This window comes from Streptomyces sp. NPDC030991, from assembly GCF_055571235.1.
This window is the reverse complement of sequence record NZ_JBVIFR010000008.1, coordinates 153631-169202: the sequence shown is the minus strand read 5'-3', so window position 1 is coordinate 169202 and position 15572 is coordinate 153631. Positions and strand designations below refer to the sequence as shown.

The 15572-nt window shown below is 71.2% G+C and carries 13 protein-coding genes and 1 other RNA gene; 12 read left to right on the top strand and 2 right to left on the bottom strand.

The genetic code is table 11. From position 1 onward, the window contains the following. The first annotated feature begins 206 nt into the window (after positions 1–206). The 4 genes from ACZ45E_RS17500 (at position 207) to ACZ45E_RS17485 (ending at position 5750) form a co-directional block, all read left to right on the top strand. Complete coding sequence (locus tag ACZ45E_RS17500; RefSeq protein ID WP_468221726.1) at positions 207–1919, top strand: serine/threonine-protein kinase; 1713 nt, start codon at positions 207–209, stop codon at positions 1917–1919. A gap of 121 nt (positions 1920–2040) precedes the next feature. After that, positions 2041–3339: a serine/threonine-protein kinase gene (locus ACZ45E_RS17495; RefSeq protein ID WP_468221725.1), complete on the top strand. Its 1299-nt coding sequence runs from the start codon at positions 2041–2043 to the stop codon at positions 3337–3339. A gap of 68 nt (positions 3340–3407) precedes the next feature. Continuing rightward, positions 3408–4514, top strand: a complete 1107-nt coding sequence (gene prfB, locus ACZ45E_RS17490) for a peptide chain release factor 2 (RefSeq protein WP_468221724.1) — start codon at positions 3408–3410, stop codon at positions 4512–4514. Between the two features lie 345 nt (positions 4515–4859). Beyond that, positions 4860–5750: a hypothetical protein gene (locus tag ACZ45E_RS17485; protein ID WP_468221723.1), complete on the top strand. Its 891-nt coding sequence runs from the start codon at positions 4860–4862 to the stop codon at positions 5748–5750. Positions 5751–5888: 138 nt separating this feature from the next. Here the strand turns inward: ACZ45E_RS17485 and ACZ45E_RS17480 are convergent, their stop codons facing one another. After that, positions 5889–6080: a hypothetical protein gene (locus ACZ45E_RS17480; protein WP_468221722.1), complete on the bottom strand. Its 192-nt coding sequence runs from the start codon at positions 6078–6080 to the stop codon at positions 5889–5891. 306 nt (positions 6081–6386) lie between these two features. Between ACZ45E_RS17480 and ftsE the strand changes: the two genes are divergently transcribed. The 7 genes from ftsE to dacB all read left to right on the top strand — a co-directional run bounded on the left by ftsE (position 6387) and on the right by dacB (position 13147). Further along, a complete protein-coding gene (ftsE, locus tag ACZ45E_RS17475) occupies positions 6387–7076 on the top strand; it encodes a cell division ATP-binding protein FtsE (protein WP_468221721.1) in 690 nt (229 codons plus the stop codon). Positions 7077–7117: 41 nt separating this feature from the next. After that, complete coding sequence (gene ftsX / locus ACZ45E_RS17470) at positions 7118–8035, top strand: permease-like cell division protein FtsX (protein WP_468221719.1); 918 nt, start codon at positions 7118–7120, stop codon at positions 8033–8035. A gap of 78 nt (positions 8036–8113) precedes the next feature. Continuing rightward, entirely contained in the window at positions 8114–9340 is a 1227-nt protein-coding gene (locus tag ACZ45E_RS17465) for a S41 family peptidase (protein WP_468221718.1), read from the top strand. Positions 9341–9359: 19 nt separating this feature from the next. Continuing rightward, a complete protein-coding gene (gene smpB / locus ACZ45E_RS17460; protein ID WP_468221941.1) occupies positions 9360–9908 on the top strand; it encodes an SsrA-binding protein SmpB in 549 nt (182 codons plus the stop codon). 107 nt (positions 9909–10015) lie between these two features. After that, positions 10016–10403, top strand: a transfer-messenger RNA (tmRNA) gene (gene ssrA / locus ACZ45E_RS17455). Positions 10404–10505: 102 nt separating this feature from the next. Then, a complete protein-coding gene (locus tag ACZ45E_RS17450; RefSeq protein ID WP_468221716.1) occupies positions 10506–11480 on the top strand; it encodes an extracellular catalytic domain type 1 short-chain-length polyhydroxyalkanoate depolymerase in 975 nt (324 codons plus the stop codon). Between the two features lie 29 nt (positions 11481–11509). Continuing rightward, the gene (gene dacB / locus ACZ45E_RS17445) at positions 11510–13147 is read left to right on the top strand and encodes a D-alanyl-D-alanine carboxypeptidase/D-alanyl-D-alanine endopeptidase (RefSeq protein ID WP_468221715.1); all 1638 of its coding nucleotides are present in this window, start codon (positions 11510–11512) and stop codon (positions 13145–13147) included. Here the strand turns inward: dacB and ACZ45E_RS17440 are convergent. Further along, positions 13137–14399: an MFS transporter gene (locus tag ACZ45E_RS17440; protein ID WP_468221714.1), complete on the bottom strand. Its 1263-nt coding sequence runs from the start codon at positions 14397–14399 to the stop codon at positions 13137–13139. The genes dacB and ACZ45E_RS17440 overlap by 11 nt on opposite strands. An 83-nt stretch (positions 14400–14482) precedes the next feature. On the opposite strand from ACZ45E_RS17440, the gene ACZ45E_RS17435 reads away from it, so the two are divergent. Next, positions 14483–15475 (top strand): LysR family transcriptional regulator, encoded by a 993-nt coding sequence (locus tag ACZ45E_RS17435; protein WP_468221713.1) that lies wholly within the window; start codon positions 14483–14485, stop codon positions 15473–15475. Positions 15476–15572: the final 97 nt, after the last annotated feature.

The window sequence follows — 15572 nt, the reverse complement described above, 5'->3', positions numbered from 1 at the left end:
GCGTGCCGCCTGGATGCCGCTTGAGATCAGTCACGTCACCGGGCGGCAACCAAGGACGCGGCGGCTGCGTCTTCTCGTGGAGCGTCAGGCGGAGCGCGGAGCGTCGGCGCGATCGACAGCCACCGGCGCGGGCACCGCCACTACAGTGGGTCGCGACACCCGGGACCGGGCAGACCAAGCAAGTACCGATGCAGGGAGCGCATGACGTGCGGCCGGTAGGCAGCAAGTACCTGCTCGAGGAGCCGCTCGGACGCGGCGCCACGGGCACCGTCTGGCGAGCCCGCCAGCGCGAGACCGCGGGCGCCGAGGCGGCCGTCGCCGGGCAGCCCGGCGAGACCGTCGCGATCAAGGTCCTCAAGGAAGAACTGGCGAACGACGCGGACGTGGTGATGCGCTTCCTGCGCGAGCGCTCCGTCCTGCTCCGCCTCACGCACCCGAACATCGTGCGCACCCGCGACCTGGTCGTCGAGGGCGAGCTGCTCGCCCTCGTGATGGACCTGGTCGACGGCCCCGACCTGCACCGCTACCTGCGCGAGAACGGCCCGTTCTCGCCGGTCGCCGCCGCGCTGCTGACCGCGCAGATCGCCGACGCGCTCGCCGCCAGCCACGCCGACGGCGTCGTGCACCGCGACCTGAAGCCCGCGAACGTGCTGCTCAAACAGGACGACGCGGGCATGCACCCGATGCTCACCGACTTCGGTATCGCGCGCCTCGCCGACTCCCCGGGGCTGACCCGCACCCACGAGTTCGTCGGCACGCCCGCCTATGTGGCGCCGGAGTCCGCCGAGGGCCGCCCGCAGACCAGCGCGGTCGACATCTACGGCGCGGGCATCCTGCTCTACGAACTGATCACGGGCCGCCCGCCCTTCGGTGGTGGCTCGGCCCTCGAGGTCCTGCACCAGCACCTCAGCGCCGAACCGCGCCGCCCCTCGACGGTCCCCGACCCGCTGTGGACGGTCATCGAGCGCTGCCTGCGCAAGAACCCGGAGAGCCGGCCGAGCGCCGAGAACCTCGCGCGTGCCCTGCGCACCGTCGCCGAGGGCATCGGCGTGCACGCCAACAGCGCGCAGATCGCCGCCGCGGAGGGCGTGGGCGCCCTGCTGACGCCGGACCCCGACCCCGCGCAGGTCCCGGGCGCCCCCGGCGCCGCCGACCCGACCCAGGTACTGCCGAACACCTCGGCGGGCGCACCCTCGTACGACCCGAACGCGGCGACCAGCGTCATGCAGCAGCAGCCCGGCGGGCAGGGGTTCGGCACGTCGGACGCCGACCCGACCTCCGTGCTGCCGAACCGGGGCGCCGCGGACCCGACCGCCGTGCTGCCGCCGGTCCCGCCGAACCGTCCGGGCCAGAACGCGCAGGGTGGTAACCCCGAGGACGCCGGGAACCCCGACGACCCGCACCCCTGGCAGAACCAGATGCGGGCCGCCCGCGACCGCAACGAGCAGACGCAGGTCCAGTACCTCGACCCGAACGACGACCCGCTGCGCCGCCGCCCGCAGCGCCAGGTGTCGCGCCCGGAGCAGCAGCCCAGGCCGCAGCAGTACGCGCCCCGGCAGCCGCGCCGGCAGACACCGCAGCCGCAGCAGCCGCCGCAGCCCCAGCAGTACGCCCCGCAGCGTCAGCAGCCGCAGCAGTACACGCCGCCGCAGCAGCCGCCCCGGCAGGCCCCGCCCGCGCGTGAGCCGCGCGAGCCGCGCCGGCGCAGCTCGAACCCGATGAAGATCCCCGGTCTCGGCTGCCTCAAGGGCTGCCTGTTCATGATCGTGATTCTGTTCGTGGTGAGCTGGCTGGTCTGGGAGTTCACCCCGCTCCAGGACTGGATCGGCACCGGCAAGGGGTACTGGGCCCAGCTGTCCGACTGGTTCTCGACGGTGACCGGCTGGATCGGCGACCTGAGCAGCAAGACAGGCGGCTGACCGCCCCCGCAGGCGACGTTGGAGATTTGTCGACATCCGACGGGTGATTTCCCCCGCCGATGCGTTGGTTGGCGTCCGAGCCGCGTAGCTTGGGCGCCAACACGCGTCTGTAGGAGCAGTCTTGGCACGGAAGATCGGCAGCCGGTACACCGCACACCAGATCCTGGGCCGCGGCAGCGCGGGCACGGTGTGGCTCGGCGAGGGACCCGAGGGGCCCGTCGCCATCAAACTCCTGCGCGAGGACCTCGCCTCCGACCAGGAACTGGTCGGCCGCTTCGTCCAGGAGCGCACGGCCCTGCTGAGTCTCGACCACGCGCGCGTGGTCGGCGTCCGCGACCTCGTCGTCGACGGTAACGACCTGGCGCTGGTCATGGACCTGATCCGCGGCACCGATCTGCGCACCCGCCTGGAGCGCGAGCGGCGCATGGCCCCCGAGGCCGCCGTCGCCGTCGTCGCGGACGTCGCCGACGCCCTGGCCGCCGCGCACGCCGCCGGCATCGTGCACCGGGACGTGAAGCCGGAGAACGTGCTGCTCGACATGGAGGGCCCGCTCGGCCCCGGCGGCTCGCACCCGGCCCTGCTCACCGACTTCGGCATCGCCAAACTCATCGACACCCCGCGCCGCACCCGCGCCACGAAGATCATCGGTACGCCGGACTACCTGGCCCCCGAGATCATCGAGGGCCTGCCGCCCCGCGCGGCGGTCGACATCTACGCCCTCGCGACGGTCCTCTACGAACTCCTCGCGGGCTTCACCCCCTTCGGCGGCGGCCACCCGGGCGCCATCCTGCGCCGCCATGTCACGGAGACGGTCGTCCCGCTGCCCGGCATCCCCGACGAGCTCTGGCAGCTGCTGATCCAGTGCCTGGCGAAGGCCCCGGCCTCCCGGCTGCGCGCCTCGGAGATGGCCGCGCGGCTGCGGGAACTGGCCCCCCTGCTGACGGGCATGGCCCCCCTGGACGTGGAGGACCCCGACGACCCGGACGGCCCCGCCGGCCAGGACGAGGACGGCGACGGCGAGCAGGGCGGGGCCGACAGCGGCCCGGCCGCCGAGCACGCCCGCCCCTCCGCGCAGGAGGGCGCCGAGCCCGCTCCGCCCCGCCGTGGCGCGGTCTCCCTCGTGCCGGGCGCCACCCCCGCCGACTCCAACCGCGACACCCACACGTCGATGCGGGTCCCGGCCCCGGACGAGCTGGCCGGGGGCGCCCGCGGCACGGCTCGCGCCCCGCGCGCCGCCGGTGCCCCCCGCCCGGGCTCGGCCCGCAACCGGCAGCCCGCGCGCCGCCGCCGCATCACGCTGGGCGTGGCCGGCGTCGTCCTCGCGGCGGCGGTCGGTGGCGGCATCTGGGCCGCCACCTCCTCCGGCTCGGACGAGACCCCGCCCACGGACAGCAACAACTCGGCTCCGGAGAACCCGTAGGGCGCCCCGGCGAGCGGCCCAGGGGCCACCGGGGACGGATCACTTGCACCAGCCGTTAGGCTGGTGTCGTGGCAGTCGTCGATGTATCCGAAGAGCTGAAGTCCCTCTCCTCGACCATGGAGTCGATCGAGGCCGTCCTGGACCTCGACAAGCTGAGGGCAGATATCGCCGTGCTCGAGGAGCAGGCGGCCGCGCCGTCCCTGTGGGACGACCCGGAGGCGGCGCAGAAGATCACCAGCAAGCTGAGCCACCTCCAGGCGGAGGTCCGCAAGGCGGAGGCGCTGCGCGGTCGTATCGACGACCTCTCCGTCCTCTTCGAGATGGCCGAGGAGGAGGACGACTCGGACACCCGCGCCGAGGCGGAGACCGAGCTGACCTCGGTGAAGAAGGCGCTGGACGAGATGGAGGTCCGTACGCTCCTCAGCGGTGAGTACGACTCCCGTGAGGCCCTGGTCAACATCCGCGCGGAGGCCGGCGGCGTCGACGCCGCGGACTTCGCCGAGCAGCTCCAGCGCATGTACCTGCGCTGGGCCGAGCGCCACAACTACAAGACCGAGGTCTACGAGACGTCGTACGCGGAAGAGGCCGGCATCAAGTCGACCACCTTCGCCGTCCAGGTGCCGTACGCGTACGGGACGCTCTCCGTCGAGCAGGGCACGCACCGGCTCGTCCGTATCTCCCCGTTCGACAACCAGGGCCGCCGCCAGACGTCGTTCGCCGGCGTCGAGGTGCTCCCTGTCGTCGAGCAGACCGACCACGTCGAGATCGACGAGTCCGAGCTGCGCGTTGACGTCTACCGCTCCTCGGGCCCCGGCGGCCAGGGCGTCAACACGACGGACTCCGCGGTCCGCCTGACCCACCTCCCCACCGGCATCGTCGTCTCCTGCCAGAACGAGCGCTCGCAGATCCAGAACAAGGCGACGGCGATGAACGTGCTGCAGGCCAAGCTCCTGGAGCGGCAGCGCCAGGAGGACCGCGCCAAGATGGACGCCCTCAAGGGCGACGGCGGCAGCTCCTGGGGCAACCAGATGCGGTCGTACGTGCTGCACCCGTACCAGATGGTCAAGGACCTGCGCACCGAGTTCGAGGTCGGCAACCCGCAGGCCGTCCTCGACGGCGAGATCGACGGCTTCATCGAGGCCGGTATTCGCTGGCGCAAGCAGCAGGAGAAGTAAGCCGGACCGGCTCGCGATTTATCGACAAGACAACTGCCGTGCGGACAGCGGCAGTTGTTTTGCTTTTTCGGGGCGGACTCCTGATCGGCTCCCAACTGTGAAGGTCTTTCGGCCTTTTACGTCACAGTCACATGTCCGTACGACGGTCAACTCGCCCTATTTCGGGGCATCGCGTGCGCAACGACCTTGACGTTGATCTGAAAACTGGGAAGGCTGGCGCGCGGCATGCGTATCAGTGGGACGCGTGTGAACGGGGGCCGGCCGAACGTGATGCCTGCTGCCTCCGGTTGAGCGCAGTCCCGGGCGCTGCTCCATTCACGATTGGCTACTGGGGGTAGCAGACATATGACCAAGAAGACGCGGATCCGCGTAGCGCGGATAGCCGCTGGTGCGGTGATCGCCGCCGGCGCGTCGCTGACCGCCGCGGGTGCCGCTTCCGCCCTGGAGGTCGACGTTCCCGGCCTGGCGAACGTGAGCGCCAACGAGGACGGCGTGGGTGTCAACCTGATCGGTGGCACCGATGGTGGCGCTGACGGCGGTGCGATCGCCGGTGTCGACGGTGGCGCCGATGGTGGTGCTGACGGCGGTGCTGACGGTGGTGCGATCGCCGGTGCTGATGGTGGCGCCGATGGTGGTGCTGACGGTGGTGCGATCGCCGGTGCTGACGGCGGTGCTGACGGCGGTGCTGACGGCGGTGCTGACGGCGGTGCCGATGGTGGTGCTGACGGCGGTGCCGATGGTGGTGCTGACGGCGGTGCGATCGCCGGTGCTGACGGTGGCTCCGAGAACGGTGGCTCGGAGAACGGTGGCTCGGAGAACGGCGGTTCCGAGAACGGCGGTTCGCAGAACGGCGGTTCCCAGAACGGCGGCTCCCAGAACGGCGGCTCTCAGAACGGGGGCTCCGAGAACGGCGGTTCGCAGAACGGCGGCTCCGGGAACGGCGGCTCCGGGAACGGTGGCTCCGGGAACGGTGGCGGTTCGTCCACGGGCGGCGACAACACCAACCCCGACGGCAACAACAACCCCGTCGAGCAGGGCCAGGGCAAGGACAGCCTGCAGGACACCGGCTCCACGCCGGCCGAGCAGACCGCCGGTCAGGCCAAGGGCGGCGAGCTGGCCGAGACCGGTGCCGACGGCACCACGATCCTGCTGATCGGCGCCGCGACGATGATCGCGGGCGGTGTCGGCTTCCGCTTCCTGCCGCGCCTGGCGAGCAACCGCGGCGCTGCCGCGTAACGCCTGAGTCGCACAGCGCACACAGCGCACACGAAAGGGCCCGGAGCCGATCGGCTCCGGGCCCTCTCGCGTGCAGGTGCAGGTGCGGCGGGCGGGGTGCGGCGTACGCGGGGCAGGTCCTGTCGGGTCCTGCCGGGCCTACACCGTCTGATGGGCGAGCAGGACCATGGCCGCCACCAGCACGATCACGAGCGCGACCAGCGCCATCGGGTTCAGCCCGCCGAGCGGGCCCTCGTCCTGGAGCCGCTGGCGGTTCGCCCGGCACACCGGGCAGCGGCCCTCGCTCACGGGCGCGGCGCAGTTCGCGCACACCAACCGGTCAAGGGTCATGCGCTCGTCCTCCTCACGCGCGGCGGAGCCGACGGAAACGTCTGCCAGATTCCCACTGGTTCTCTCCGCTCAACGCTCCGGGAAACGCGACCGTTCCCCCTCCACTGTGCCAGCTTCCCGTATTTTCGGCGCGGCCCGCTCCCAGGACCGTCCCTGACCAGGCACGGGACGGACAAAAGCGGCACCGCGAGAGCCCCGCACCGGGACAAAACGCTCAACGGGGGACGGCGCCTGCGCTCCGTGTGCCGGTTCGCGTATGGTCACGCTCACCTGTCCCCGACGCCCCCGACGCTCCGAGGCGCCCCCGTGATCCGATTCGACAACGTCTCCAAGGTCTACCCCAAGCAGACCCACCCCGCCCTCAGGGATGTCTCCCTGGAGGTCGAGCGCGGTGAGTTCGTCTTCCTGGTCGGCTCGTCCGGCTCCGGCAAGTCGACGTTCCTGCGGCTGATCCTGCGCGAGGAGCGGTGCAGCCACGGCCAGGTGCACGTGCTGGGCAAGGACCTCGCCCGCGTCTCCAACTGGAAGGTCCCGCAGATCCGCCGCCAGCTCGGCACGGTCTTCCAGGACTTCCGGCTCCTGCCCAACAAGACCGTCGGCGAGAACGTCGCGTTCGCGCAGGAGGTCATTGGCAAGTCCCGCGGCGAGATCCGCAAGGCCGTGCCGCAGGTCCTCGACCTCGTCGGCCTCGGCGGCAAGGAGGGGCGCAGGCCGGGCGAGCTGTCCGGTGGTGAGCAGCAGCGCGTGGCCATCGCGCGGGCCTTCGTCAACCGGCCGAAACTGCTGATCGCGGACGAGCCCACCGGCAACCTCGACCCGCAGACATCGGTCGGCATCATGAAGCTGCTCGACCGCATCAACCGGACGGGCACCACCGTGGTGATGGCCACCCACGACCAGAACATCGTGGACCAGATGCGCAAGCGCGTCATCGAGCTGGAGAAGGGCCGTCTCGTCCGCGACCAGGCGCGCGGCGTCTACGGCTACCAGCACTGAGAAGTACCGAGAGAGAAGCTGCGAAAGGCTCAGTAAGCGTTATGCGTGCCCAATTCGTTCTGTCGGAGATCGGTGTCGGTCTCCGCCGCAATCTCACGATGACCTTCGCCGTCATCATCTCGGTGGCCCTCTCGCTCGCCCTGTTCGGCGGCTCGCTGCTCATGAGCGACCAGGTCAACCAGATGAAGGGTTTCTGGTACGACAAGGTCAACGTCTCGATCTTCCTCTGCAACAAGGGAGACTCCGAGTCCGACCCGAACTGCGCCAAGGGCCCGGTCACCGCCGAGCAGAAGAAGCAGATCAGGGACGACCTCGCCAAGATGGACGTCGTCCAGAAGGTGGCGTACGAGTCCCAGGACCAGGCGTACAAGCACTACAAGGAGCAGTTCGGCGACTCCCCGCTGGCCAGCTCCCTCACGCCGGACCAGTTGCAGGAGTCGTACCGGATCAAGCTGAAGGACCCGGAGAAGTACGAGGTCATCGCGACCGCGTTCAACGGGCGGCCCGGCGTGCAGTCCGTGCAGGACCAGAAGGGCGTGCTCGACAACCTCTTCCGGCTGCTCGGCTACCTGAACTACGCGGCGGGCGCGGTGATGGTGGTGATGCTCGTGGTCGCGCTGCTGCTGATCGTGAACACCGTGCGGGTGTCCGCGTTCAGCCGTCGTCGCGAGACCGGCATCATGCGGCTGGTCGGCGCGTCCGGCTTCTACATCCAGGCGCCGTTCATCATGGAGGCCGCGGTCGCCGGACTCATCGGCGGCGGCATCGCCTGCGTGTTCCTCGCGGCGGGCCAGTACTTCGTCATCGACAACGGTGTGGCGCTCTCCGACAAGCTTCAGCTGATCAACTTCATCGGCTGGGACGCGGTGCTCACCAAGCTGCCGCTCATCCTCGCGGTGAGTGTGCTGATGCCCGCGCTGGCCGCGTTCGTCGCGTTGCGCAAGTACCTGAAGGTGTGACGAGAGTCCCCAGCATCGCGGGGCGTCGGGCGGGGCAACACCCCGTGCGGCGCCCCGCGTTGTCCTAGACTCACCGGCATGTCAGGCCCGGATCCGCTCGCCGCGCACTCCCTGCCTCGCCGCATCGGCCGGGGGGCGGCCCTGACATTGGTCTTCGCGAGCGTCCTCGCGGCCGGTGCGGCGACCGGCTCGTGGCCCGAGGACGGCCGGAAATCCCCTGCGGAACAAGGCCGTTCGGTCGCCGCCGCGCACGAAAGACCGTACGACGACCCGACCGATCCGACCGATCCGACCGACCCGACCGATCCGACCCGTGCGACCGACCCGACCGAGGCGGCCGCCGAGGCGATGGCGGACGGCAAGTCCCCGACGCTCGCCGCCGAAGAGGCCGTCAGCCGCAGCGGCGACCGCTGGGGCGCGGTCTACTCACGGGGTGAGTACGAGGAGTTCGAGCAGGCCCTGGACGGTGAGTACACCGGGGTCGGGCTGTGGGCCCGGCGGGCCGCCGACGGCGAGGTCCAGGTGACAGGGGTCCGTTCCGGTTCGCCCGCGCAGCTCGCCGGCATCCGCGAGGGCGACCGCATCGCGGCCGTCGACGGCAGGCCCGTCACCGGCCGCCCCGTCACCGAGGTCCTGGGGCTGCTGCGCGGCGAGCACGCCGGTACGGCGGTCCGCGTCGGGCTGGAGCGCGGCACGCGCGCGTGGAGCGAGACGCTGCGCCGCGCCAATCTGACGACCGACTCCGTCACCACCTCGCGCCTCGCCTCCGGCGCCGTACTGGTCAAGGTCAGCGCCTTCACCAAGGGCTCCGGCGCGCAGGTGCGCAGCGCGGTGCGCGAGGCCCCCGCGCGCGCGGGCATCGTCCTCGATCTGCGGGGCAACTCCGGCGGCCTGGTCACCGAGGCGGTCAGCGCGGCCTCGGCGTTCCTGGACGGCGGCCTCGTGGCCACGTACGACGAGCGCGGCGCGCAGCGCGCCCTGCACGCCGAGCGCGGCGGCGATGCCACCAGGCCGCTGGTCGTGCTCGTCGACAGCGGGACGATGAGCGCGGCGGAGCTGCTCACCGGCGCGCTCCAGGACCGGGGCCGCGCGGTCGTCGTGGGCAGCAGGACGTTCGGCAAGGGCTCGGTGCAGATGCCGAGCCCGCTGCCCGACGGTTCCGTGGCCGAGCTGACCGTCGGGCACTACCGGACGCCCTCGGGCCGGGGCGTCGACGGGCGCGGCATCACCCCCGACCTGGAGGCCGACGCCGACGCCCGGCAGCGGGGCGAGACAGTATTGAGTGGCCTCGGTACCCCCTCTTAGTGCGAAAATGGCCAGCACTATGGCCAAGGGAATGTATGTACCGAAGGAGTCCCAGCCCAAGCAGGGCAAGGGAGACGCGTCCAAGAAGGACGGCAAGCGCAAGATCGTCGCGCAGAACAAGAAGGCGCGGCACGACTACTTGATCATGGACACCTACGAGGCCGGCATCGTGCTGTCCGGCACCGAGGTGAAGTCGCTGCGCCAGGGACGGACCTCCCTGGCCGACGCCTTCGTCCAGATCGACGGGGGCGAGGCGTGGCTGCACAACGCCCACATCCCCGAGTACAGCCAGGGCACCTGGACCAACCACGCCGTGCGCCGCAAGCGCAAGCTGCTCCTGCACCGCGACGAGATCGACAAGCTGGAGGCGAAGTCGCAGGAGTCGGGTCACACGATCGTGACGCTGGCGCTCTACTTCAAGGACGGCCGCGCGAAGGCCGAGATCGCGCTCGCCAAGGGCAAGAAGGAGTACGACAAGCGGCAGACGCTGCGCGAGCAGCAGGACCGGAGGGACTCGGACCGCGCCATCGCGGCGGCCAAGCGGAAGCAGCGGGCGCGCGAGCGCTGAGCCGGTCGGGAATACGCTGGCATCGACCCGCGTTGGTCACGTACGATGGCACTGCTCCTCATCGCGGGAGCACCGGATCGCAAGATCCACGCTTGATAACACAACATGGGGATGATCGGTTTCGACAGCGGATGTCGAAGCAGGTGAAGCGTGTCGAGGAAGCGGCAATGATCTCGTAAACCATATGTCGCAACCAATAATCGCCAATTCCAAGAGCGATTCCCAGTCCTTCGCCCTCGCTGCCTAATAACAGCGACTGAAGGACCCTAAAAGGGTGTCAGCCCGGGAGTGTTCCCGACCCGGATCCTGGCATAATCTAGGGAACTAAACCATCGAGCCCGGTCACGGGGTTCGATGGGAAATCAAACAGTGACTGGGCCCGTCGGCGACTTGTTCGCGTGATCACCGGGGCCGAGAAAATCGAAGCGAACTGCACACGGAGAAGCCCTGCTGCTGCACCGTTGGACGCGGGTTCGATTCCCGCCATCTCCACCACCCCATGCGATTCGGGCCCGGCTGTTCACACAGCCGGGCCTTTGTCGTTGTGTGGGCCCGCCCCATACCGGGTGCCCGGGCCCGGTTCTACCTTCGCTCCCCATGACATCCATACGTGCCAGAGCCGTCGCTGTCCTCGTCGCTCTCCTGGCCCTCCTCCTGCCCACCACCGCGCGGGCCGCCGCGGAAGTGTCCGCCGTCCAGGAAGTCACGGGCTTCGGGACCAACCCGGGCGGCCTGAAGATGTTCCGGTACGTCCCGGACGGGCTCCCCGGTGGGCGGCCCGTCGTCGTCGCCCTGCACGGCTGTACGCAGAACGCCGCCGGATACGGGACCGGCAGCGGCTGGACCGCCCTCGCCGACCGGTGGGGGTTCTCGGTCGTGCTGCCCCAGCAGACCTCCGGCAACAACCTCAGCTCCTGCTTCAACTGGTTCCAGAGCGGCGACATCGAACGCGGCCGGGGCGAGGCCGCGTCGATCGCGCAGATGGTCGACAAGCAGGTCGCCGACGCGGGCGGGGACGCCTCGCGGGTGTACGTGACCGGGCTCAGCGCCGGGGGCGGCATGACCTCCGTGATGATGGCCGCGTATCCGGAGAAGTTCGCCGCCGCCGGTGTCGTCGCCGGGCTGCCCTACGGATGCGCGCAGGCCGCCGCGTCGCCGTACGTCTGCATGTACGTGGGTGCCACCCAAACCCCGAAGCAGTGGGGCGACCGGGTGCGCGCAGCCCGGCCCGGCTACGCGGGGCCCTGGCCGCGTCTCACCGTGTTCCAGGGCAGCGCCGACTACACAGTGAAGCCGGTCAACATGACCGACCTCGTCGAGCAGTGGACCGATGTGCGGAGCGCCGACCAGGTCGCCGACGTGAGCGACACCGCCGTCGGATACCCGCACCAGGTCTTCCGGGACGCCTCCGGGAGCCCCGCCGTGGAGACGTACAGCATCACGGGCATGGGGCACGGGCAGCCCGTCGACCCGGGGACCGGCGCCGCCCAGTGCGGGACGGCGGGGGCGTACCTCCTCGATGTGCAGGTGTGCGCTGCCTACGTCCTCGGTCACTCGTGGGGTCTTGGCTGAAGGTGAAGCGTCCGGGATCCTCCTGTCGCATGAGTAGATTCGACGGGCCCGGCAGACCGGGTGGTTCGGACGGTTCGGGTGGCAACTACCGCGGCCGGTACCGGAAGTGGGTCTGGCCCGCCGTTCTCGGCGTGGCCGCCGCCACGCTCTCGTGGGGCGGGCCCGCGGGGGCGGAGGCCGGCCCCGGCGGGCTGTCCGAGGCCATCGACACCATCCTCGGCGACCCGCGCATGGAGGGCGGTGCGGCGAGTGTCGTCGTCGCCGACGCCGCCACCGGCGAGACGCTGTACCAGCACAACCAGACCGGGCGCCTCATGCCCGCGTCCAACACCAAACTCGCCACGTCGGCCGCGGCCATGGGAGTGCTCGGCCCCGACCACACGTTCACCACCGACGTGCTGGCCCGCGGCCGGGTCCGGGGCGGGGTGCTCCACGGCGACCTGTACCTGCGCGGGACCGGCGACCCGACCACCCTCGCCGCCGACTACGACAAGCTCGCCGCCGAGGTCGCCGCCGACGGTGTGAAGAAGGTCGACGGGCGGCTCGTCGCCGACGACACGCGGTTCGACGACCACCGGCAGGGCGACACCTGGGGCGCCGACGACGAGTCCTCGTACTACGCCGCCCAGATCTCCGCGCTGAGCGTCGCCCCCGACACCGACTACGACACCGGGACCGTCATCGTCGAGGTCGCGCCGGGCAGGAAGGCGGGGGACAGGCCCGTCGTGCGCGTCACACCCCGGACGGACTACGTGCGCTTCGACGTGCGGGCGAGCACCGTGGCCGCCGGCGGCGAGGACGACGTCGCCGTCGAGCGGCGGCACGGGACCAACACCATCACCGTCAGCGGCACCGTGCCGGTGGGCGGGGACACCACCAAGGAGTGGGTCACCGTGTGGGAGCCGACCGGGTACGCCGCCGCCGTCTTCCGTGACGCGCTCGCCGCGCACGGGGTGCGGGTGAGCGGCGCCACCGTGCCGGGCCGCGCCACCCCGGCCGGGGCCAGGCCGCTCGCCACGCACGAGTCCATGCCCCTGAAGAAGCTGCTCGTCCCGTTCATGAAGCTGTCCAACAACATGCATGCCGAGTCCCTCACCAAAGCCATGGGGTACAAGGCGACGGGCAGGCCCGGCAGTTGGAGCGACGGGGTCGCCGCCATCGCCGCCTACCTGAAGGGCGCCGGCGTGGATGCCGGGAAGGTGCGGCAGGTCGACGGCTCGGGGCTGTCACGCAAGGACAACTTCGCCGCCCGGCAACTCGCCGACCTGCTGCTCTCCGTACGCCACGAGCCGTGGTACGCCGACTGGTACGCGTCGCTGCCGGTCGCCTGTGACCCGGACCGGTTCGTCGGCGGGACGCTGCGCTCCCGGATGTGCGGTACGCCCGCCGCGCTCAACGCCCGTGGAAAGACAGGGTCGTTGACCGGGGCCAGTGCCCTGTCCGGTTATGTGAAGGACGCCACCGGACGCGAGCTGGTCTACAGCGTCGTACAGAACAACTACCTCGTCGACTCGGTGAAACCGCTGGAGGACGCGATCGTCGTGACCCTCGCCGGGTCGACCGCGAAGAAGGCCGCGACCGTCACACCGAAGCCCACCAGGTCCCTGCCCGCGGCGGAGCGGGACGGGGACCTGGAGTGCTCCTGGCGCAAGCCCGTCACGTGCTGACCACGCCAGGCCGCCCGGGGCGCCGGACGTATCCGTAGAGCGCCAGTAGCAGCGCCGTCGCCGCCGCGGTGACCGGCACGGCGTACGCCGCGGTGGGGCCCCAGTGCTCCACCGCGGCGCCACCCGTCGCCGAGCCGCACGCGATGCCGCCGAGCAGACCGGTCACCGCGAGCGTCATCCCCTCGTTCAACCGGCCCGCGGGGGTGCGCTCCTGGACCAGCGTCATACCGGTCACCATCGTCGGCGCCGTCGCCATCCCGGCGACCAGGAGCGCGCCGCCGAGTGCGAGGAGCGAGCCGGTGAGGGCGGCCGCGAGCAGCGGCAGCGTCATCAGCGCGGCCATCGCCGCGATGCACACCGGGTGGCGCCGGTCGGCCGGGCCCGACGGCCTCGTCGCCCCGTAGACGAGGCCCGCCGCGCACGAGCCCGCCGCTTGCAGGGCGAGGATGCCGCCCGCCCACACCTTGTGGCCCTGCGCGTCCGCGAAGGCGACCGTGACGACCTCCAGTGAGCCGAAGACCGCCCCCGTGGCGAGGAAGGCGACCAGCAGCGGCGGCATGCCACGCGCGCGTAGCGGCGTTCTCGTCGCCTCCGTGCGCGCGTGGGGAGGCGGTTCCGTGGCGCGCTGCGCGGCGAAGATCAGGACACCCGTCACCATGAGCACGGCGCTGACCAGCGTGCCCGCCTCCGGGAACAGGGTTCCGCAGAGGAAGGCGGCCACCACCGGGCCGAGCATGTAGCACAGCTCGTCCGCCGCCTGCTCGAAGGAGTTCGCGGTGTGCAGCGCGTCCGCGTCGCCTTTGAGGAGGTGCGCCCAGCGGGCCCGGGACATGCCACCCGTGTTGGGTGTGGCCGCCGACGCCAGGTACGCGGCGAACAGGGTCCAGTCCGGGGCGCCGAGGCGCACGCACAGCAGCAGGGCGAGCGAGCCGCACGCCGAGACCACCGTGGCGGGGACGGCGACGCGCGCCTGCCCGTGCCGGTCGACGAGCCGGGCGGTCCACGGGCCGACGAGCGCGTTGGTGACCAGGCCCGTCGCGGTGACGGCGCCGGCGAGCGCGTACGAACCCCGCGTCCCCGAGATCATGATGACCGCGCTGATGCTGAACATCCCTTGCGGGAAGCGGGCTATGAGGTTGCCGAGGGTGAAGGCGCGGGCGCCGGGGAGGGTGAACAGCCGGGCGTAGGTGACTTTCCGGGACGGGGCGGTGGGCGGGGCGGTGGTGCTCGGGGTCGTGGGCGCGTCAGCCATGCGACGAGCGTCGCCGCAGGTCACGTACGCGGTCCAACACCTACTCGGTGCCGATTGACGCACTCGCGTTGTAAGTTCGCCCGATGCCGCCCTCCGCCGCAAGCCCACGGCACGTCGAACCGCGCCTGCTGCGCTCCTTCCTCGCCGTTGCCGACGAGCTGCACTTCACGCGCGCCGCCGCCCGCCTCTACGTCGCCCAGCAGGCGCTCAGCCGAGACATCCGGCGCCTGGAGCGGGAGCTGGGCACCGAACTGTTCGGCCGGACCACCCGGCAGGTCACCCTCACCGCGGAGGGCGCGCGGCTGCTGCCGTACGCGCGGCGCGCCATCGAGGCGCAGGACGAACTGCTCGCCGCGTTCACCCGGCCCGCCCCCGAGGCCAGGCCGCTGCTCGTCGACGTCAACAGCCCCGGCCTCGTGAACGAACGCGTCCTCGCGCGGGCCCGCGAACTCGCCCCGGAGTGCGAGCTGATGGCCCGCTACGAGAGCGGCCTGACCGGAGCCGCCGCCGAACTCCTCGCGGGGCGGATCGACCTCTCCTTCGGCCGGTTCGCGGGGCTCGACCCGGCGGTGCGCGAACGCCTCGCCCAGCAGCCCGTGCGCTACGAGCCGATGGCGGTGGTGCTCCCCGCGGAGCATCCGCTGGCCGGGCTCGACGCCGTACCGCTGGACCGGCTCGCGGGGGAGACGATCTACGCGGGCGCCGGCAATCCGCGTACGCCCGAGTGGACCGATCTGGCCCGGCGGCTGTTCGCCGGGCGCGGCATCCGGATCGCGCCGCCCGCGCCGCTTGCCATCGGGGAGGAGGAGTTCCGGCGAATCATGGCGAAATACCGGAATCCAGTCCTTACCGGCATCGACTTTCCGGCCATGCCGGGCTCGGTGCTCCGGCCGCTCGTCGACCCCGTCCCGCTGTCACCGGTCTCCCTGGTGTGGCGCAAGGGGCGAAAACACCCCGGGATCGAGGCGTTGAGGGCTGCCGCGGCCGAGCTTGCCGAGGAGGAAGGATGGCTGCGACGCCCCGAGAACGCATGGCTACCGGCCCCAGATGCACTCATCATGATGAATCGCGATTGATGTGTGGACTTGAGCGCCCTCGGCGTCGCTACATTCGTGGCCCGGGTGCAGTTGTGATGAAGGGGGGCGCTCGGATCGGGTGGGGGCCCGGTCCGGC